The organism is Nonomuraea sp. NPDC050733, assembly GCF_040654215.1.
GTDB lineage: Bacteria > Actinomycetota > Actinomycetes > Streptosporangiales > Streptosporangiaceae > Nonomuraea.
On sequence record NZ_JBFAHO010000019.1, the window covers coordinates 1 to 17,743 of the forward strand.

The 17,743-nt window shown below is 71.6% G+C and carries 21 protein-coding genes; 8 read left to right on the top strand and 13 right to left on the bottom strand.

Annotation, left to right across the window (positions count from 1 at the left end; translation table 11 throughout):
* From AB0H64_RS26275 to AB0H64_RS26305, 7 genes are all read right to left on the bottom strand, one after another.
* On the bottom strand, positions 1 to 492 hold a 492-nt coding region (locus AB0H64_RS26275; protein ID WP_357629389.1), incomplete at its 3' end, for a conjugal transfer protein.
* A 55-nt stretch (positions 493 to 547) separates the two neighbouring features.
* Complete coding sequence (locus tag AB0H64_RS26280) at positions 548 to 793, bottom strand: hypothetical protein (RefSeq protein WP_205303807.1); 246 nt, start codon at positions 791 to 793, stop codon at positions 548 to 550.
* Positions 794 to 874: 81 nt separating this feature from the next.
* A complete protein-coding gene (locus AB0H64_RS26285; protein ID WP_357629392.1) occupies positions 875 to 1,591 on the bottom strand; it encodes a conjugal transfer protein in 717 nt (238 codons plus the stop codon).
* An 852-nt stretch (positions 1,592 to 2,443) separates the two neighbouring features.
* Positions 2,444 to 2,761 carry a hypothetical protein gene (locus AB0H64_RS26290; RefSeq protein ID WP_357629395.1) on the bottom strand — a complete coding sequence of 106 codons (318 nt, stop codon included), beginning with the start codon at positions 2,759 to 2,761 and terminating at the stop codon, positions 2,444 to 2,446.
* Positions 2,762 to 2,888: 127 nt separating this feature from the next.
* Positions 2,889 to 3,539 carry a flavin reductase family protein gene (locus AB0H64_RS26295; protein WP_357629398.1) on the bottom strand — a complete coding sequence of 217 codons (651 nt, stop codon included), beginning with the start codon at positions 3,537 to 3,539 and terminating at the stop codon, positions 2,889 to 2,891.
* 125 nt (positions 3,540 to 3,664) lie between these two features.
* The gene (ychF, locus tag AB0H64_RS26300) at positions 3,665 to 4,741 is read right to left on the bottom strand and encodes a redox-regulated ATPase YchF (protein ID WP_357629399.1); all 1,077 of its coding nucleotides are present in this window, start codon (positions 4,739 to 4,741) and stop codon (positions 3,665 to 3,667) included.
* An 82-nt stretch (positions 4,742 to 4,823) separates the two neighbouring features.
* Complete coding sequence (locus AB0H64_RS26305; protein ID WP_357629403.1) at positions 4,824 to 5,558, bottom strand: hypothetical protein; 735 nt, start codon at positions 5,556 to 5,558, stop codon at positions 4,824 to 4,826.
* A gap of 80 nt (positions 5,559 to 5,638) precedes the next feature.
* Between AB0H64_RS26305 and AB0H64_RS26310 the strand changes: the two genes are divergently transcribed.
* Entirely contained in the window at positions 5,639 to 6,895 is a 1,257-nt protein-coding gene (locus AB0H64_RS26310) for a DNA recombination protein RmuC (RefSeq protein WP_357629406.1), read from the top strand.
* A 14-nt stretch (positions 6,896 to 6,909) separates the two neighbouring features.
* Positions 6,910 to 7,431 carry a DUF6542 domain-containing protein gene (locus AB0H64_RS26315; RefSeq protein ID WP_357629409.1) on the top strand — a complete coding sequence of 174 codons (522 nt, stop codon included), beginning with the start codon at positions 6,910 to 6,912 and terminating at the stop codon, positions 7,429 to 7,431.
* Between the two features lie 135 nt (positions 7,432 to 7,566).
* Here the strand turns inward: AB0H64_RS26315 and AB0H64_RS26320 are convergent, their stop codons facing one another.
* Complete coding sequence (locus AB0H64_RS26320) at positions 7,567 to 8,526, bottom strand: 4-hydroxy-3-methylbut-2-enyl diphosphate reductase (RefSeq protein WP_357629412.1); 960 nt, start codon at positions 8,524 to 8,526, stop codon at positions 7,567 to 7,569.
* A 100-nt stretch (positions 8,527 to 8,626) separates the two neighbouring features.
* Here AB0H64_RS26320 and AB0H64_RS26325 point away from each other — a divergent pair, with 100 nt between their 5' ends.
* Complete coding sequence (locus AB0H64_RS26325; protein WP_357629414.1) at positions 8,627 to 9,889, top strand: hypothetical protein; 1,263 nt, start codon at positions 8,627 to 8,629, stop codon at positions 9,887 to 9,889.
* Positions 9,890 to 9,915: 26 nt separating this feature from the next.
* A complete protein-coding gene (xseA, locus tag AB0H64_RS26330; RefSeq protein ID WP_357629417.1) occupies positions 9,916 to 11,214 on the top strand; it encodes an exodeoxyribonuclease VII large subunit in 1,299 nt (432 codons plus the stop codon).
* Between the two features lie 9 nt (positions 11,215 to 11,223).
* On the opposite strand, the gene AB0H64_RS26335 is transcribed toward xseA, so the two are convergent.
* Positions 11,224 to 11,853, bottom strand: coding sequence for a helix-turn-helix domain-containing protein (locus AB0H64_RS26335; protein ID WP_357629420.1), 630 nt, complete (start codon positions 11,851 to 11,853; stop codon positions 11,224 to 11,226).
* A 95-nt stretch (positions 11,854 to 11,948) separates the two neighbouring features.
* Here AB0H64_RS26335 and AB0H64_RS26340 point away from each other — a divergent pair, with 95 nt between their 5' ends.
* Positions 11,949 to 12,362: a nitroreductase family deazaflavin-dependent oxidoreductase gene (locus AB0H64_RS26340; RefSeq protein WP_357629423.1), complete on the top strand. Its 414-nt coding sequence runs from the start codon at positions 11,949 to 11,951 to the stop codon at positions 12,360 to 12,362.
* Between the two features lie 32 nt (positions 12,363 to 12,394).
* Here the strand turns inward: AB0H64_RS26340 and AB0H64_RS26345 are convergent, their stop codons facing one another.
* Genes AB0H64_RS26345 through AB0H64_RS26355 form a run of 3 tightly spaced genes read right to left on the bottom strand, consistent with a single transcriptional unit; the run spans position 12,395 to position 13,824 of the window.
* Entirely contained in the window at positions 12,395 to 12,631 is a 237-nt protein-coding gene (locus tag AB0H64_RS26345; protein WP_310709748.1) for an exodeoxyribonuclease VII small subunit, read from the bottom strand.
* Between the two features lie 39 nt (positions 12,632 to 12,670).
* Positions 12,671 to 13,201, bottom strand: coding sequence for a DUF4245 domain-containing protein (locus AB0H64_RS26350; protein WP_357629426.1), 531 nt, complete (start codon positions 13,199 to 13,201; stop codon positions 12,671 to 12,673).
* An 11-nt stretch (positions 13,202 to 13,212) separates the two neighbouring features.
* Entirely contained in the window at positions 13,213 to 13,824 is a 612-nt protein-coding gene (locus AB0H64_RS26355; protein ID WP_310709746.1) for a TetR/AcrR family transcriptional regulator, read from the bottom strand.
* An 82-nt stretch (positions 13,825 to 13,906) separates the two neighbouring features.
* On the opposite strand from AB0H64_RS26355, the gene glpX reads away from it, so the two are divergent.
* Complete coding sequence (gene glpX, locus AB0H64_RS26360; protein WP_357629429.1) at positions 13,907 to 14,941, top strand: class II fructose-bisphosphatase; 1,035 nt, start codon at positions 13,907 to 13,909, stop codon at positions 14,939 to 14,941.
* Between the two features lie 23 nt (positions 14,942 to 14,964).
* Here glpX and AB0H64_RS26365 read toward each other — a convergent pair whose 3' ends face one another.
* Positions 14,965 to 15,612: a DUF1707 domain-containing protein gene (locus AB0H64_RS26365; protein WP_357629432.1), complete on the bottom strand. Its 648-nt coding sequence runs from the start codon at positions 15,610 to 15,612 to the stop codon at positions 14,965 to 14,967.
* A 260-nt stretch (positions 15,613 to 15,872) separates the two neighbouring features.
* Between AB0H64_RS26365 and AB0H64_RS26370 the strand changes: the two genes are divergently transcribed.
* Together AB0H64_RS26370 and AB0H64_RS26375 are read left to right on the top strand one after the other, a co-directional pair.
* The gene (locus tag AB0H64_RS26370) at positions 15,873 to 16,505 is read left to right on the top strand and encodes a DUF998 domain-containing protein (protein WP_357629434.1); all 633 of its coding nucleotides are present in this window, start codon (positions 15,873 to 15,875) and stop codon (positions 16,503 to 16,505) included.
* A gap of 46 nt (positions 16,506 to 16,551) precedes the next feature.
* On the top strand, positions 16,552 to 17,709 hold the full coding sequence (locus tag AB0H64_RS26375) for an MFS transporter (protein WP_357629437.1): 1,158 nt from the start codon (positions 16,552 to 16,554) through the stop codon (positions 17,707 to 17,709).
* Positions 17,710 to 17,743: the final 34 nt, after the last annotated feature.

Sequence of the window (17,743 nt, forward strand, 5' to 3'; positions counted from 1 at the left end):
GGCGGCGGCTGCCGCGGCCGCGACGGCGGGACGCACCGCGCGCGGCCCGGCGGGCGCCTCGACGACCCGGGACCTGCGCTGCGCGGCGCGGGCCTTGCGCGCCTTCTTCACGCGTACCGGGACGGGCGCGGTGTGCCAGACGCGGCCGGAGAAGGTGATCGCCTCGGGCTCGGACATCGGCGCCAGCCGGTACCAGGCGCGCGGCTGCCCGAGGTAGCGCAGCTGCGACTCCAGCAGCTCGGTCAGGCGCTTGCCCTCGATGACGGGACGGGTGGACAGCCAGGTGACGATGCCCGGCGGCACCAGGAACAGCACGTGCCACGGCATCGCCACGGGGACGCCGACGAGCACCAGCAGGAGCGACCACGGCACGAACACCCCGACGAACACGCCTATCCAGACAATGGGAAGCGGCATCGGCAGCCGTAGGTCGTACAGCTTGTAGAGCCGCTTCTCGATGCGCCAGATATTCGTGTACGTGGGCAGGTCCACGTGGTCCTCCTCTCCACCCGCTCGTTCATGACCGCCATGGAGCGGTCTCAATCCTTTACTTGATGCCTAGGGCACCCGCGATCGCCTTGGCCGTCACCTCGATGATGTTGGGCACGTAGAAGATCACGCCGATGGCCACGGCCAGGATCAGGAACTGCACGAACCGGGTGATCTCGCGGGTGAAGAGGAAGAACAGCGCGACCACCGACACGACGACGAGGAAGAGCGGGGCGAAGAAGGCACGCAGGAAGTCGGCGAGCCCTTCGGTGTTGACGCCGGTCGGGGCGGGCGACGGCGTCATCTCGATCAGGTTGAGCACTATGGTTTTCAAGATCACTTCTTGTCCTCCCGGGGGGTGCCGATCAGCAGCGCGGTCGTGCGTCTATCCAACGGCCCGACCGGCACCGCGGATGTCCTTGACGTACCACTTGTCGCCCTGCTTCTCGACGGTGAGGCGGTAGCCCTGCTCGATGCGGCCGGCCGCCGCGCTCGCGTCGGCCGTGGGTTCGGCCGTCGGTGTGGCGCCGGGCACGACCCACACCACCACCGCGTCGACCTCTCGGGTGGCACCCCCCACAGGCACCACGAGCTCTTGCAACCCGCCGAAGGTGAACGCGCCACCGAAACTCGGCAGGGTCGTGCCGACGGCGAGATAACGCTGCAACCCCTCGGTGTCCCCTGAGGCGTAGCTCTTGAAGAAGCCCTCCAGCTGGGGCTTGAGCTCGGCCTCCGCGACGTCGTCGGTCTCGGCCGCGGCGACCTGCGGAAGGTCGGCGGGCGCGGGCGCGGGCAGGATCGCCGGCCTGCCCGAGACGACGAACCTGCCGCCGGCGTCGTCGCCGGAGTAGTAGATCGGCACGGACAGCAGCATCCTGCGCGTGCCCGACTGGAAGGCGACCGCGACGACGGCGTTGCTGGCGTCGCTGGCCTTGATGTCGTACGGCTGGATGGCGACGGCGGCGAACTTGCCGTTGCCGTCCCAGCCGAGCTGGGGCGCCATGCCCTCGGCCAGGAACGCGGCGAGTTTGCCCTGCCTGCTCGTGGCGTCGGCCGGACTGAAATTCAGATAGACGCCCGCGAACTGGGCGGCGAACGCCATGCCACGCTGGGTCGGGAATCCGTTGCCGGTCTCGGCCACCGCATTCGGAGCAGGGGCGTTTTCCTGGGTGAATCGCTCAAATGGTGCACGGACCCCATTGACCACGATTACCACGATAAGCGCCCAGAGAATGGCGCGGCCCATCCAGACCAGCCAGCGTCCGCCACCACCCGACCAGCGCCCGCGACGGGGCCGCCGCGAGGGCGGCAGGTCGTAGTCGGCGAGATCCGGGCGTGCCGAAAGCTCGGGGTCGCCAGCGATCCGAGGACCGTGCTGGACGGTTGACCTACGAGCCATCACGCCTCCGCTCGCGCCAATCCCCCCGGCTGGCGCGGTGTCGTCCGTTGCCGATCCCCATCATCCGTGGTGAAGCAGTCACCCTATCCGGTCTCCGCCATTGTTCCAGGAAAGCCACGCCCATGCTGCAGGCATCGCCGTCCGGGGGCAAACCGAGTGCGCATGACATGCCGGAGCGTTGGTTCTTGCGGCAAACGTCCGGAATAGGCTTTTGACCAGGCCAGACACCTTCTGTCGCATTACCGGGTGGCCAGAGGTTCCTGTCCAAAGGGCGTAGGGACTGTCGCGACCTGCGCATTTGGTATAAGACGCCCAGCCGCCCGCCCCGACGGGCGCGCGGCACCGTCACCGCCGGCTGCCGAGCGACAGGTGGTCACCAGGATGGCGTTACGCGCTCCGCGTACCCGCCAGGATGCTCGGGGCGGCTCCCGGCGCTCCCCTGCACACACCTGGGCGCCTCACACCGGGCCGCCTCCAGGCCGGCTCATGGGACTCCGCGCACACGCCGGGCCGTCTCAGACCGGCTCGCGGGACTCCGCATGGACGCGGGCCGCCTCAGGCCCGCTCGTGGTCGCCCGCGGAGGAGATGCCGCGCAGGGCGCGCAGGTGTTCTCCAGCCGGGGCGGGCAGGTCGCGGCGGGGCACCGTGCGCTCCAGGGCGCCCCGCAGCTCGGCGAGCATGGTGGTGGCGTCGCGATCGCGCATCCGCGCGGCCAGCTCCTCCCGCTCGTCCGCCTTCCTGCGCAGGTACGCCTCGCGGTTGACGCGCAGGCCGTACATGAGCTCCACCCTGAGCAGGGCGAGCTCCTCCTCAAGGGTGATGCCCGTGAGCGAGGGTGCGGGACGTCGTTTCCGGATGATGCGACGGATCATGAGGGCCCTCCCGAGTCAGCGTGAACGCCGTGCCGATTCGACGCGCAGGTGCCTCATGTGGTTGACGTCTCAGCCCTCCACGACCACGAGTCCTTCCCAGAGCCGCCGTTCCTCACGAACCGAACCGTCAGCCGAGCGTGCCGCTCCCCGCCCGCTCCAACTGGTGCGGCATCTGCCAGCCCTCCGCCAGCCGCGACGGCCGCAGGTTGGAACCGCCGCCGAAGAACTCGCAGAACTTCATGATCAGCGGGTCCCATCCGACCGGGTCCACGTAGTGCGTCCCGGGGATGATCAGCTCCTCCTCCACGTGCGCGCGCACCACCTTGACCTGGAAGGCGGTCGCCTTCACCTCGGGGGCGCCGAACGCGTGGGCCTCCTCCACGACGCATTCGAGCTGCACCGGGCACTCCAGCACCCGTGGCGCCTTCACCAGGTCGGCCGCCTGCTCGGTCAGCCCCGCCACCGCGAACTTGCCGCGCTCGTGCCGATAGCCCTGCTCCACCCGGAGGGGGGAGATCTCCGGGTTCGCGGTCAGCAGCGCCAGCCGGTCGACGGCGTCCACGAGGGTGGACGGCACGAGATTGAGCACGCACTCCCGCTCACGGGCGAGGTTGGCCGAGGTCTGGGAGCTGTGGCCCACTCCCAGCATGGCGCGGTCGCCCAGCCACCAGGCCGACGACATCGGCATCAGGTTGGGCGAGCCGTCCTCGTTGCGTGAGCCGATCAGCACCACCGGGGTCCCGAAGTAGAGCACCTTCAGGTCGGAGATCGTGTGCATTCTTGCTGGTCCTCAGCTTTCCCGGACAGAGGTCGAGTCTGGACGACTCTCCCCGATCCGGGCGCGGGACGCCGGTGGAAATCGGACCTCGCATCACGTACGACCGCAAAGACCCCAAGCGTCCATCAGACGTTGAAGCGGAACTCCACCACGTCGCCGTCGCGCATGACGTAGTCCTTGCCCTCGATGCGCGCCTTGCCGAGCGAGCGGGCCTTGGCGATCGAGCCGGTCTCCACCAGGTCGTCGAACGAGACGACCTCGGCCTTGATGAAGCCGCGCTGGAAGTCGGTGTGGATGACCCCGGCCGCCTCCGGCGCGGTGGCGCCCTTGCGGATCGTCCAGGCCCTGGTCTCCTTGGGCCCGGCCGTGAGGTAGGTCTGCAGGCCGAGCGTCTCGAAGCCGACCCGGGCGAGCTGGGACAGGCCCGACTCCTCCTGACCGACCGACTGGAGCAGCTCCAGCGCCTCCTCGTCGTCGAGCTCCACCAGCTCCGACTCGATCTTGGCGTCGAGGAACACCGCCTCGGCCGGGGCGACCAGCTCCGAGAGCTGCGCCCGCAGGTCGGCGTCGATCAGCTCGTCGGCGTCGAGGTTGAAGACGTACAGGAACGGCTTGGCCGTCAGCAGGTGGAGCTCGCGCAGCTCCTCGCCGCCGAGCCCGCTCTCGAAGATGGTCTTGCCGGTCTCCAGGACCTTCAGGGCGCCCTCGGCGGCCTCCAGAGCGGCCTTCTTGTCCTTGTTGTTACGCGCCTCCTTCTGCAGGCGCGGGATGGCCTTCTCGACCGTCTGCAGGTCGGCCATGATCAGCTCGGTGTTGATCGTCTCGATGTCGCGCTTCGGCGAGATCTCGCCGTCGACGTGCGTCACGTCGGGGTCGTTGAAGACCCGGATCACCTGGCAGATGGCGTCGGTGTCGCGGATGTTGGCGAGGAACTGGTTGCCCCGGCCCTGCCCCTCGGAGGCCCCCTTGACCAGGCCCGCGATGTCGACGAACTCCACCTTGGCGGGCAGGACGCGGGCCGAGCCGAAGATCTCGGCCAGCTTGGGCAGCCGGTCGTCGGGCACGCCGACGATGCCCACGTTGGGCTCGATGGTGGCGAACGGGTAGTTGGCGGCCAGCGCGTTGCCGGTCTTGGTCAGCGCGTTGAACAGCGTGGACTTGCCCACGTTGGGCAGGCCGACGATGCCGATGGACAGGCTCATGCGTGCTCCTTAACCGGCCGCACGAGCCCCCGGCCGCTGCTGGTGGTGGTTGCCTCGCTACGCTCGCTCACGTCCAGCGAGTTTACTCGCTGACGAGACGCAGGCAGGTCACCGGACGGTAGGCCCCCGGCGCCCGCAGGTAGCGCTGCGAGCCCTTCGGGCAGCTTCCCGGCCTGGTCTCGAACGCGGTCACCCGCGCCCACGCGTCGCCTGAGCGGCATCCCACCCGGGTGATCGCGGAGCGGTTCACCGTGTCGTCGCCCGGCCGGGCCACGCACATGCCGCGGTCGAGCACCTGGCCACCGGCGCCCAGGCAGGCCACGGGCCCGGTGCCGACCGTGTCCAGCGTGCCCGAGGGGCAGCTCGCGGCCGCCGGCTCGATCGCCAGCGCCCTGCCGTACCAGCCGCGTCGCTCGCAGGAGCGCTCGCGGCCGTCTAGCGTGACGCAGTCACCGGCCCTGAGCACGCCGCCGCCGGCGCCCGGCGCGCCCAGGTGCGGGTCGAGGAAGGAGCGGACGCAGGCCGCGCGGCCGTCGCCGATCCGCACGACGTCGTCGGTGTCGTCGGGACAGCCGCCGTGACCGGGCGGATCGGCGGCGACCGCCAGCACCTCGTACTGCCCCCCGTTGCACGGCGTCAGGACGTAACCGTGGCCCGAGCCGCTCACACAGGCGCCCGGCACCCACCGGAGGGGCGGCCTGGCCGCCTCTGGCCCGGGCGTGCCCGTGCGGACCGCCGTTCCCGCCAGGACGACCACGCCCGCCACCGCGACGGCAGCCACGGCGAGCGACACCGCCGTGCGCATTCCTGTAGTCATGTGGGTACTCTGCGTGACAGTCAAGGCGCGCGCAAGCGTGTCTGACGGATCGGCGCGGACGAGCCTGCCATCATCCGTGGGTGGACGTCGTCTCGCTGCTCATCGGACTCGCCCTCGGGCTCGTCGTCGGCTTCCTGGTCGCCCGTACGAGAACGGCGGTGCGGATCGCCGAGGCGGAGGCGCGGGCCAGGACGGCCGGCGACAAGCTCGCCTACGTCGAGGAGCAGCTCACCGAGCGCTTCCAGGCCCTGTCCTCGCGAGCCCTCGATGTCAACAACCTGCGGTTCCTGGAGCTGGCCGAGACGCGGCTCTCCGCCACGCGGGCCGAGGCCGCCGGCGACCTCGACCAGCGCAGGCAGGCGGTCGAGCACCTGGTCGAGCCGCTGAAGGACGCCCTCTCCCGCGTCGAGGCGCAGCTGCGCGACACCGAGGCCGGGCAGCGGGCCGCCCGCGCCGAGCTGGCCAAGCAGATGGAGTTCGTCCGGCAGAGCAGCCAGGAGCTGCGCTCGCAGACCACGGCCCTCGTGCGCGCCCTGCAACGTCCGGAGGCGCGCGGCCGGTGGGGCGAGCTGCAGCTGCGCCGGGTCGCCGAGATCGCCGGCATGCAGCGCCACTGCGACTTCGACGAGCAGGTCACCGAGGGCGCCATGCGGCCCGACATGGTGGTGCGGCTGGCCGGGGGCAAGAACATCGTCGTCGACTCCAAGGTGTCGCTGGCCGCCTACCTGGAGGCCGCCGAGGCGTCCGACGAGTCGCTGGCCTCCGTACGCCTCGACGCCCACGCCCGGCACGTCCGCGAGCACGTCGACCGGCTGGCGGCCAAGTCCTACTGGCAGGCGTTCAACCCGTCGCCGGAGTTCGTCGTCCTGTTCATCCCCGGTGAGGCGTTCCTCGCGCCGGCGCTGGAGCGCGACCCCGCGCTGCTGGAGTACGCGATGACCCGCCGGGTGCACATCGCCACCCCGACCACGCTCATCACGATGCTGCGCACCGCGCACTACGCCTGGCAGCAGGCCGCGCTCAGCGACAACGCCCGCGCCGTGTTCGAGCTGGGCAAGGAGCTGTACGAGCGGCTGTCCTCGCTGGGCAGGAATGTCGATACCTTGGGCAAGTCCCTGACCCGGGCCGTCGAGGCGTACAACAAGACCGTGGGATCCCTTGAGAGCCGGGTGCTCGTCAGCGCGCGCAAACTACACGATCTGGGCGTCGTGGACGGCGACCTCGACTCTCCCACGATGCTGGAAGGGCTGCCGAGACCCCTCGCCTCACCCGAACTGCTGGAAACCCCGTCTCTGATTTCCCCGGTCAACGGTAAGTTGGCCAACGGATCGCAGTAAGGGGGCGGGGGCCAGTGAGTGAGAAGGGCAGGCGTTCGGGCGTCAGACTGACCGCCCGCGGCGCCATCGTGCTCGCCCTGGCCGCCACCGTGGCCGCCTACGCGGTGGCCGGGCAGCTCGATCTGCCGGTCGTGGTCGGTGTGGTGTTCGTGGCCGCCAGCCTGCTCGGCGTGCTGCTCGTCAACCGGCGCGAGCTGCTGTCGCTGGTGGTGACGCCGCCGCTGGTGTTCTTCGCGGCGACGCTGGTCGTCGAGCTGGTCCACGCGCTCGGGTCCGCCTCGCTGGCGCAGTCGCTGGCCCTCGGGCTGTACACGTCGCTGTCGGCGGGCGCGCCCTGGCTGTTCGCGGGCTCGGCCGTGGTCCTCGGGGTCGCTCTGCGGCGCGGGCTGCGCGACAACGTGCGCGAGCTGCGCGAGGAGCTGCGGGCGGGCGCCGAGACGGCCCGCCCGTCCCGCCGGCAGGCGTACGCGCCCGAGCCGGAGGGCTACTTCGAGCCCCGGGTCTACGGCTCGCCGCGCACGCAGACCGAGGACTGACCCGCCGGATCGACTTACGGGTCGGTCCCGCGGGACCGACCCGCGGGACCCCGACCCGCGGGATCGACATCTGCGGGACCGATCTACGGGATCGGCGCCCGCTGAACCGGCTCGCGGAGCGGCTTCGAGCCGGGCTCAGGAGGCGCGCAGGTCCTTGCGCAGCTCGTGGGGCAGCGCGAAGCGCATGCTCTCCTGAACCGACTCGACCTGCTCCACGTCGCCGAAGCCGTGGCGGGCCAGGTGCGCGAGCACCTCGTCCACCAGCTCCTCGGGCACCGAGGCGCCGCTGGTCACGCCGACCGTGGTGACGCCCTCCAGCCACTCGTCGCGGATGAGCGAGGCGTTGTCGACGAGGTAGGCGGCGTCGGCGCCGTGGTCCTTGGCCACCTCGACCAGGCGCTTGGAGTTGGAGGAGTTGTCGGAGCCGACGACGATGACCAGCTCGGAGGCGGCGGCGATCTCCTTCACCGCCACCTGGCGGTTCTGGGTGGCGTAGCAGATGTCGTCGCTCGGGGGGTCGATCAGCGTCGGGAAGCGCTCCTTGAGCCGGGAGACGGTCTCGGTGGTCTCGTCGACCGACAGCGTGGTCTGCGACAGCCAGACCAGCTTGGACGGGTCCTTCACCTGGACCTTGTCCACCGAGTCGAGGCCGTCGACGAGCTGGATGTGGTCGGGCGCCTCGCCTGAGGTGCCCTCCACCTCCTCGTGGCCCTCGTGGCCGATCAGCAGGATGTCGTAGTCCTGGGCGGCGAACCGCTTGGCCTCGTTGTGCACCTTGGTGACCAGCGGGCAGGTGGCGTCGATGGTTCGCAGGCCGCGCTGCTTCGCCTCGCCGTGGACGGCCGGGGAGACGCCGTGGGCGGAGAACACCACGATCTCGCCCTCGGGCACCTGCTCGGTCTCCTCGACGAAGATGGCGCCCTTGGCCTCCAGCGTCTTGACGACGTGGGTGTTGTGGACGATCTGCTTACGGACGTAGACGGGCGCGCCGTACTGCTCCAGAGCCTTCTCGACCGCAACCACGGCCCGATCGACGCCGGCGCAGTAGCCACGGGGCTTGGCTACGAGGACTCTGCGGGAAGTACTGGGCTCCATACTTGGTAATGCTACGTGGAGGACGGGCAGGACGGCGCGTGCACGCCCGCTCGCCGTTTGCCACACTGGCCCTCCGATACAGACCTCCCAGGGAGACGTCATGTCCCTCAGCGACGTGATACGCAACATCGCCAAGTCCGTCACCGACAAGGAGAAGGCCAAGGAGCTTCCTCTCATCGTCGTCCAGTCCACGTTGAGCGCCGCCGGGCAGGCGTTGCTGCTGGTGGACCGGATGAAGAACTCCATCAAGGGGCTGGGCTCCAAGGAGAAGGAGGAGGACGCCGAGATGCGCCCCTCGGTCGCCGGCGAGGTTTCCGCGCCGGCCGAGGAGGAGCGGCCCGCCCGCAAGGAGCCCGTCATCTTCGCGCCGCGCCCGTCGAGCGCCCCCGAGAAGAACGGCACTGAGAAGAACGGCACCGAGAAGGGCGCCACGGAGAAGGCCGACGCCGAAAAGGGCGGCGCGAAGGCCGACGGCACCGCCAAGGCCAAGCCCGAGCCGGTCATCTTCGCCCCGGCCAAGCCGGCCGCCGAGACCACCACCTCGCCCGCCGCGGCCGAGCCCGTCACGTCCGAGTCCGTCACCGCCGAGCCCGTCACGCCTGAGTCCGTCACGCCTGAGTCCGGCACTGCCGAGCCCTCGGCCGCCGCACCCGAGGCCGTGACCGCCCCGGAGACCGTGACCGAGCCGAAGAGCCCGACCGAGCCGGAGAGCGCGACCGCCGAGCCCGCCGCCGCCCCCGAGCCCGCCGCCGCACCTGAGCCGACCGCTACGGCCGAGCCCGCCGCGGGCGCGGAGCCCGTCGAGGCCGCCAAGCCGGTCAGCGTCGAGCCCGAGCCGTCCCCCGAGGCAAAGACCGAGCCCAAGGCCGAGCCCAAGGCCGAGGCGAAGCCGAAGAGCACGGCCAAGAGCACGACCAGGCGCACTGCCAAGCCGAAGGCCGAGGCCGAGGCCGCCGCCGAGCCCGTGACCGCGCCCGCTGCCGAGGCCGCCGCCGAGCCCGCCGACCAGCCCGCGGCGAAGCCTGCCGCCAAGCGCACCGCCAAGCCCCGGGCGCAGGCCAAGCCGAAGGCCGCCAAGAGCGCCCCGGCAGCCGAGCCCGCCGGTGCGCCTGCCGGTGCGCTCGCGGAGGCCGCCGCCGCGACCCCTGAGGCCGTGGCCGGCGTCGAGCCCGGCGCCGCGTCCCTGTCCGAGCCGCTCCCGGGTTACGCGGACCTGACCGTGGCCTCGCTGCGCGCCAGGATGCGCGGCAAGTCGGCCGAACAGATCACCGGTCTGCTGACGTACGAGCAGGCCACGGCCGCCCGGCCCGAGGTGATCAGGATGTTCGAGAACCGGCTGGCCAAGCTCCAGGACGGGGAATAGCCGCCACGGCCCCGTAGTCTTCCGGCATGAGCACGAAGACCTCGCCCGAGTCCCCGCTGCCGATCCGCACCGTCCTGCAGATGGTGGGCGGCTGGATCGGCAAGCTGGGCACGGTGTGGGTCGAGGGTCAGATCACCGACCTGAGCGCGCGCGGCGGCACGGTGTTCCTGACGCTGCGCGACCCGGTGGCCAACGTGTCCGCGCGGGTCACCGCTCCGCGTGGCGTGTACGAGGCGGCCGTGCCACGACCGGCCGACGGCGCCCGCGTGGTGGTCCACGTCAAGCCCGACTTCTGGGTCAACAGAGGCTCCTTCGCCTTCACCGCGCTGGAGATCAGGCCGGTCGGCGTGGGCGAGCTGCTGGCCCGGCTGGAGCGGCTGCGCCAGTTGCTGGCCGCCGAGGGGCTGTTCAACGCCGACCGGAAGCGACGGCTGCCGTTCCTGCCGGGCACGGTGGGGCTGATCTGCGGGCGTGACTCGGCGGCCGAGCGCGACGTGCTGGAGAACTCCCGGCGCCGCTGGCCGGCCGTGCGGTTCAAGGTCGAGGAGGTGGCCGTCCAGGGGCCGTACGCGGTGGGCGAGGTCACCGAGGCGCTGCGCAAGCTGGACGCCGACTCGTCGGTGGAAGTGATCGTCATCGCCCGCGGGGGCGGCTCGCTGGAGGACCTGCTGCCGTTCTCGGACGAGACGCTGGTACGGGCCGTGGCCGCCTGCCGTACCCCTGTGGTGAGCGCGATCGGGCACGAGCAGGACAGCCCGCTGCTGGACCTGGTGGCCGACGTGCGGGCCTCCACGCCCACCGACGCCGCGAAGAAGGTGGTGCCGGACGTCGGCGAGCAGCTCACGCTGGTGCGCCAGCTCCGCGACCGCGGGCGGCGGGTGGTGGGCGGCTGGCTCGACCGGGAGATGTCGTGGCTCACGTCGGTCCGCTCGCGGCCGTCGCTGGCCGACCCGGTACGGGAGCTCGAACGGCGCGCGGAGCAGGCCGAGGCGCTGCGCGACCGGGCCCGGCGCTCGCTCGCGAGCTCGCTGGACCGGGCCGAGGACTCGCTGTCGCACCTGCGGGCCCGCCTCGTGGCGCTGTCGCCGGCCGCCACGCTCGAACGCGGCTACGCCATCGTCCAGCATCCCTCGGGCGACGTGGTGCGGCTGGCCAAGGACGTCTCACCGGGGGCGCTGCTGACGGTCCGCCTCACCGACGACCGCCTCACGGTCCGCGCCCTGTCACCGGAGGGGGACGACTCCCCCGGCGACGTCACGGACGCGCCCAAGCCGGCCAGGGCGCGCAAGCCCCGGGCCGCCAAGCCACCCGCGGACGAGAGCTGACACGCGCCGCTATCCGTCCGTCGAGTGCGGGCACGGGCAGGCACGGAGGACGGTTTCGGCCAGCGCGTCGAGTCCCGCCTTGACGGCCTCGACCGACATGCCCCGCTCGTCCAGCTGGAAGCGGATCAGGTGGGCGTTGGCCGGGGCGAGCAGCGCGTCGGCGAGGAAGCCGGCGTCGAGGTCCGGACGCGCCTGGGCGAGCAGCGTGGCCAGATGCGTGTGGTGGATCCGGTACGGCCCGCTGAAGCGCCCCCTGGCCGACCCGATCTCCAACTGCAGGAACATGTCCTGCTGCGCCACGATCCGGTCCACCAGCGCCCGCAGGAAGGCGCGGACGCGCGCGGCGGGCGGCGCGCCTGGCCCGATCGGCGGCGGCCCGGTCATGAACGCGGCCTGGAAGCGCCGCTCCTGCTCGTCGATGAGCGCCCACAGCAGCCCGGTCCTGTCGCCGAAGCGGCGGTAGACGGTGCCCACGCCGACGCCGGCCTCGCGGGCGACCTCGTCGAGGGAGAGCTGCCGGGCGCCGCGCTCGGCGATGAGCCGGGCGGCCACGTCGATGATCCGCCGGCGGTTGCGGGCGGCGTCGGCGCGTTCGGGCTGGGGCTGCCCGACGACGGGGAGGAGCTCGCGTCCGCACACGCCGCGAGCATACCCGCGGGTTGTTAACCGGAATTTTCTCCGCTTAGGCTGTGCTCCACTCAAGCGGAGACTTTTCCGGTACAAGGAGCGCAGTCATGGCCAACGATTTCAACCAGAAGGTGATCGACGAGTTCCGCGCCAACGGCGGGAAGGTCGGCGGCATGTTCGAGGGCGCCAACCTGGTCCTGCTGACCACCACGGGCAGGAAGAGCGGCAAGCAGGTCACCTCGCCGGTGATGTACCTGAAGGACGGGGAGCGGATCGTCGTCATCGCGTCCTACGCGGGCGCCGACCACCACCCCGCCTGGTACCTCAACCTGGTGGCCAACCCGTCGCTCACGGTCGAGGTCGGCACGGAGAAGTACCAGGCCAGGGCGGAGGTCATGGAGGGCGACGAGCGTGACCGGCTCTACGCGCGCATGGTGGAGGTCGCCCCGGGCTTCGCCGAGTACCAGGCCAAGACCGAGCGCCGCATCCCCGTCGTCGCTCTGGAGCTCCAGCCCGCCTGAGCCGGCGCGAGGACCAGCAAGCCAGAGAACTCCTAGAAGGGGGCGTCGTCGTCGCGGGCCGCCCCTGCGTCGGTGCGGCGGGCCATCGCGGCGGCGAGCTTGACCCTCGCCCCCTGCAACCACTCCTCGCAGATGGCGGCCAGCTTCTCGCCCCGCTCCCAGAGCTCGATCGACTGCTCCAGGGTGAGGCCGCCGGTCTCCAGGCGGCGCACCACCTCGGTCAGCTCCTCGCGGGCCTGCTCGTATGAGGGTGCCTTCTCGTCTGCCACGTCACCACCCTAGAGTCACGGGGGCGTGGGCGTGCCCGCTCAGCCCTTCGGGCGCTGCTGGAGCGTGGCGGCCAGCTCGCCCAGCTCGGGCCAGTCGGCCGTGCCCGTGACGACCAGCGTCACGTCCGGCAGCACGCGTACCAGCGACCGCTGCTTCTTGTCCTCGCGGAAGCGACGCTCCCACGGCTGCCCGGCCACCTGCTGGGTGCCGATCGCCTTGTCGGTGTTGGCCATGCGGCTGGCGAACCCGGCGGCCGGCTTCTCGTCGCTCTGGGCCAGCATGGCGTGCTCCCGCTTGGCCGTGGCGTAGCCGAGGTAGAGGACCTGCGCGCCGTTCTCGCCCTTGGCGATGCGGTTGCTGTTGGGCACCCAGCCGGCCGGGTCCTGCTTGGGGGCCCACACCTGGTACGGCACGGCATGGCCGAAGTTGGCGACGGTGATCGTGTACTCGCGCCTCGGGATGTGCTCCTGCCGGCTCTGTGGGGCGACCAGCAGGAACAGGCCCGCCGCCCCCAGGCAGACGAACAGCGCTACCGCGTAGCCGTAGAACCCATCGGTGAACCGTCGCACACTTCGCGAGGTTACCCGCTGGTGGTGCCGGTCGCCGAAGCGGCCGGTCGGATCTGCCCGATGATGGCGAGCACGTCCTCGGCGAGCTTCCGGTCGCCGGTGCGCACCACCTCCGACACCGCCGCCGCGAGCGCGCCGGTGATCACCACGACCAGGGCTCCCTCGTCGTCGTCGAACAGGGCGGCGTTGCGCTCGGCCCACTTGCGCAGCCGGTCGCGCATGACCACCTCGAAGCCGGGCGGCCCGTCGCCGCGCAGGAACAGCGCGGCCACCTCCCGCTCCTCCAGGCACCCGTCGAGGTAGGCGCGGGCGGCGCGGATGAACACCCGCATCGGATCGGTCTCACCCTCGGCGCGCGCCTCGCGGGCGGCCTGGCTGGTGCGCTGGGCCTGCTTGGCCTGGAACTCCTCGAACAGCGTGAGGTAGAGGTCGGCCTTGCCGGAGAAGTGATGGTAGAGGCTGCCCACGCTGGCGTCGGCCCGGCCCACGACGTCGGTGACGCCCGCCTCGGCGAAGCCCTTGGAGACGAAGACCTCCCGGGCGGCCTTGAGTAGCGCGGTGCGCGTGGCGGCGCCCCGCTCGGAGGTGCGGGCTGTGACCGGCTGTTCCACATCGCTGCTCATGGCAGGCACATTATCCTCCGCTGTCCGGGGATACATGGACAACTACCATCGACTCAGTTGTCCACGAGGAGGGCCCGCCATCATGTCCGATCAGACGTCCGTACCCCCAGCGCTGGCGACGGGCGAGCACGCCCCCGACCGCAACCTCGCACTGGAGCTGGTACGCGTCACCGAGGCGGCCGCGATGGCCGCGGCCCGCTGGGTCGGGCGGGGTGACAAGAACGGGGCGGACGGCGCCGCGGTCAACGCGATGCGCCAGCTGATCAACACGGTCTCCATGAACGGCGTGGTCGTCATCGGCGAGGGCGAGAAGGACGACGCCCCCATGCTGTTCAACGGCGAGCAGGTCGGCGACGGCAGCGGCCCCGAGTGCGACGTGGCGGTCGACCCCATCGACGGCACCCGGCTGACGGCGCTCGGCATGCCCGACGCGGTGTCGGTGATCGCGGTGAGCGAGCGCGGCTCGATGTACGACCCGTCGGCGGTGTTCTACATGGAGAAGCTGGTCACCGGGCCGGAGGCGGCCGACGTGGTGGACATCGAGGCTCCGGTCTCGGCCAACATCCAGGCCGTGGCGCGGGCCAAGGGCTGCTCGGCCTCCGACGTCACGGTGGTGGTGCTCGACCGGCCCCGGCACGAGCAGCTCGTCAAGGAGATCCGGGAGACCGGGGCGCGCATCAAGTTCATCGTGGACGGCGACGTGGCGGGCGCCATCATGGCGGCCCGCGTGGGCACGGGCATCGACCTGATGCTGGGCATCGGCGGCACCCCCGAGGGCATCGTGGCGGCGTGCGCGCTCAAGTGCCTCGGCGGTGTGATCCAGGGCAAGCTGTGGCCGCGCGACGACGCCGAGCGGCAGCGGGCCGTCGACGCCGGGCACGACCTCGGCCAGGTGCTCACCACCAACGACCTGGTCAGCTCCGACGACGTGTTCTTCGCGGCGACGGGCATCACGCAGGGCGAGCTGATGCAGGGCGTGCGGTTCAGCAAGGGCGTGGCGATGACCAGCTCGCTGGTGATGCGCGGGCGCTCGGGCACGATCCGCAAGGTCGACAGCGAGCACCAGCTCTGGAAGCTCCGGGCGTACAGCGCGATCAACTTCGACACCGCGGGCTGAGCCGCCCCGCAGAGCCGGCGGTGTCAGCGGCGCCGCTTGCGGCGGGGCGGCTCCTTGACCTTGACGTCGCCGGCGAAGTTGGTGGTGCGCACCTCCACCACGGGCGCTCCGGGCTCGGTGTGCTGTTTGGTCAGCCGCACGGTCTTGTCCTTGGTCACCCGGATGACCTCCAGGTCCTCCGGGACGTGGATCTCCAGCCCGCCGAAGACGAGCGTGGCGTTGATGACGATGCGCTGGTTCTGCAGGATGGCGTCGCGCAGGTCGAGCTTGGTGGTGCCGAACATGGCGGTCACGTCCAGCTCGGCCGGCACCACCCAGCGGCCGCCGCGCTGCTCCTGCTTGAAGAACGCCGACACCGGCCGGCCGTCGAGCCGCAGCGGCTGCTCCTCCTCCGGGAGCAGGTCGGCGGTGACGCCGGCGAGGTCGCCGAGGGTACGCGCGGAGTAGACGACCCCTAGCCGCTCCTCCAGCTCGTCGAGCGCGAGCCGGCCGTCGGCATGGGCGTCCTGGAGGACCTGCGCGACGCGCTCGCGGTCGTCGTCGGAGGCGCGCAGCTCGTGCGGCTGGGGGTTGTCGGGCCTGGCGGGACGCCGGGCGCTGATCCACTCCTCGGCCAGTCGCTCGCCGACCTCCTGCAGGCGGGGCAGCCAGGCTCCCGGGCGCTCGTTCACATCTCGACGATATCCGGCGCAAGGCCCGTACGCTCGCCTCCGCCGGTCCGGCCAAGGTGACGACTCCGTACGAGTCCCTGTTTCGTACGGTCATGCGGGCCGAAGGACGGTCATGCGGCGTGAAGGACCGTCATGCGAGCCGAAGGACGGTCATGCGGTGCGAAGGCATGGAATCTGGCGGCGTGCCCGCCCGTTGACCGGTAAAGCCGACCGGAAGAGCGCCCGCGGAGGAGCCGGCGGCGGCGCGGAGGGAGGGGCTGGTGCGGCAGGCGGCGGGATGGGGTCTCGGCGCGGTGGGCGCCGGCGTGGTGGTGATCGCCGGCCTGGACCTGGTCGGCGCCGGGCTGGGCGAGATCAACCCGCTGCGCAGGACCATCAGCGAGCACGGCCTGGGCGCCTACGGCTGGGTCTTCGGCCTCGGTGTGGCGCTGCTCGCGGCCGGGTCGGCGGCCATCGGTGTCGCGCTGGCCCGCACGCGGCTGGCGGGGGTGTTCGGCACGCTGGCGCTGATGGCGTGGAGCGCGGGGCTGCTGGTGACGGCCTGGTTCCCCAAGCACGACTGGTCGGTCGGTCCGAGTCTGAGCGGCAGCATCCACCGGGTGGGGAGCCTGGTGGCGTTCCTCAGCCTGCCGGTGGCGGCGCTGGTCATCGCCCGCCCCTGGCGGCTCACCGGGCGGCGCGGCCCCGCGCTGGCGGCCTTCGGCTTCGGCCTGGGCTCGGCGCTGTGGGTGGCGGGGATCGTCGCGGTGGTGCTGGTGGGGGCGCGCGGCGGGCTGGCGTGGTGGCAGGTCATGCCGCTCGGTCTGGTGGAGCGCGGCCTGGCGGTCACGGAGGTGGCCGCCGTGGTGGCTCTGGGTGCGTGTGCCCTGGCGAAAGGGCCGGTCGAGCGCTAACCTGACCGCGCCTCACGTTTGCTGACCCCCCCACCTGGAGGCCGCCGTGCCGACCCCCCGTGATCGTCAGGCCCGCATCGCCACGTTCGTCGCCTACGCCGTGCAGGGACTGTCGTTCGCGACCCTGCTGACGCAGGTCGCCGGTCTGCAGCACCGGCACGAACTCGACGAGGGCACGCTCACCCTGCTCCTGCTCGTCGTGCCCGTCTTCGCGGGCGTCGGAAGCGTCGCCGCCGGCTCGTTCGCCGCGCGTCTGGGCAGCAAGCCGCTGCTGCGGGCCGCGCAGCCGGCCGTCGCCGTCGCCGTGGTGCTCGCCGGTCTCGCCCCGGGCGTGCCGCTGCTGCTGGTCGCGCTGCTGCTGTTCGGGCTGGCGGTCGGAGCGGTGGACGCGGGCATCAACATGCAGGGCGTGGCGGTCGAGCGGAGGTACGGCCGGGCCGTGCTGAACGGCTTCCACTGTGTGTGGAGCGTGTTCAGCCTGCTGGGCGCGCTGTGGGCGTCGGCCGCGGCCGGGCTCGACCTCGCGGTGATCATGAGCGTGCCGATGGTGCTGGCCGTGGCGGCCTCGCTCTACGCCGGGCCGAGGCTCTGCACCGTCGAGGAGGAGAAGGTCGAGCACATGGAGGCGACGGCCGGCGGCCGGTTCCCGTGGCGGCCGATCATCCCGCTCTGCCTGGCGATGGGCTTCCTGTACGTCGGCGACGCCGCGGTCTCGAACTTCAGCACGGTCTTCATGAAGGACGTCCTGGCCGCCACCCCCGGCGTGGTCCCGCTGGCCTACGCCGCCTACCAGGCCACGACGCTGGCCGTACGGCTCGGCGGCGACCTGGCGGTGCGCAGGTACGGCCCGGCGGCCATCGTGCGGATCGGCGGCGCGATCGCGACGCTCGGTTTCCTCGGCATCGTCCTCTCGCCGAGCCAGCCGCTGGCCATCGTGGCGTTCGGGCTGACCGGCGTGGGGCTGTCGGTGGTGGCGCCGCAGTCGTTCTCGGCGGCGGGGCGGCTGGACCCGGCGGGCACGGGCGTGGCCATCGCCCGGGTCAACCTGTTCAACTACGTGGGCTTCATCGTCGGCGCGGCACTGGTGGGCGGCCTGGCCGACTCCTTCGACATGCGGATCGCGTTCGCCGCGCCGTTCCTGCTGGCGGGCGTGATCATCGTGCTGGCCCGGGGCTTCGAGCCCGCGGTAAGGACGCCGGCCTAGCGCGGTTCGACCCGGGATCGGCGCCCGGGATCAG

Excerpts from the sequence above, each read along its gene's own strand:
- AB0H64_RS26280 (WP_205303807.1), bottom strand. The coding sequence starts at position 793 with ATGACGCCGTCGCCCGCCCCGACCGGCGTCAACACCGAAGGGCTCGCC.
- AB0H64_RS26285 (WP_357629392.1), bottom strand. The coding sequence starts at position 1,591 with ATGGCGTTCGCCGCCCAGTTCGCGGGCGTCTATCTGAATTTCAGTCCG.
- AB0H64_RS26290 (WP_357629395.1), bottom strand. The coding sequence starts at position 2,761 with ATGATCCGTCGCATCATCCGGAAACGACGTCCCGCACCCTCGCTCACG.
- AB0H64_RS26295 (WP_357629398.1), bottom strand. The coding sequence starts at position 3,539 with ATGCACACGATCTCCGACCTGAAGGTGCTCTACTTCGGGACCCCGGTG.
- ychF (WP_357629399.1), bottom strand. The coding sequence starts at position 4,741 with ATGAGCCTGTCCATCGGCATCGTCGGCCTGCCCAACGTGGGCAAGTCC.
- AB0H64_RS26305 (WP_357629403.1), bottom strand. The coding sequence starts at position 5,558 with ATGACTACAGGAATGCGCACGGCGGTGTCGCTCGCCGTGGCTGCCGTC.
- AB0H64_RS26320 (WP_357629412.1), bottom strand. The coding sequence starts at position 8,526 with ATGGAGCCCAGTACTTCCCGCAGAGTCCTCGTAGCCAAGCCCCGTGGC.
- AB0H64_RS26325 (WP_357629414.1), top strand. The coding sequence starts at position 8,627 with ATGTCCCTCAGCGACGTGATACGCAACATCGCCAAGTCCGTCACCGAC.
- xseA (WP_357629417.1), top strand. The coding sequence starts at position 9,916 with ATGAGCACGAAGACCTCGCCCGAGTCCCCGCTGCCGATCCGCACCGTC.
- AB0H64_RS26340 (WP_357629423.1), top strand. The coding sequence starts at position 11,949 with ATGGCCAACGATTTCAACCAGAAGGTGATCGACGAGTTCCGCGCCAAC.
- AB0H64_RS26355 (WP_310709746.1), bottom strand. The coding sequence starts at position 13,824 with ATGAGCAGCGATGTGGAACAGCCGGTCACAGCCCGCACCTCCGAGCGG.
- glpX (WP_357629429.1), top strand. The coding sequence starts at position 13,907 with ATGTCCGATCAGACGTCCGTACCCCCAGCGCTGGCGACGGGCGAGCAC.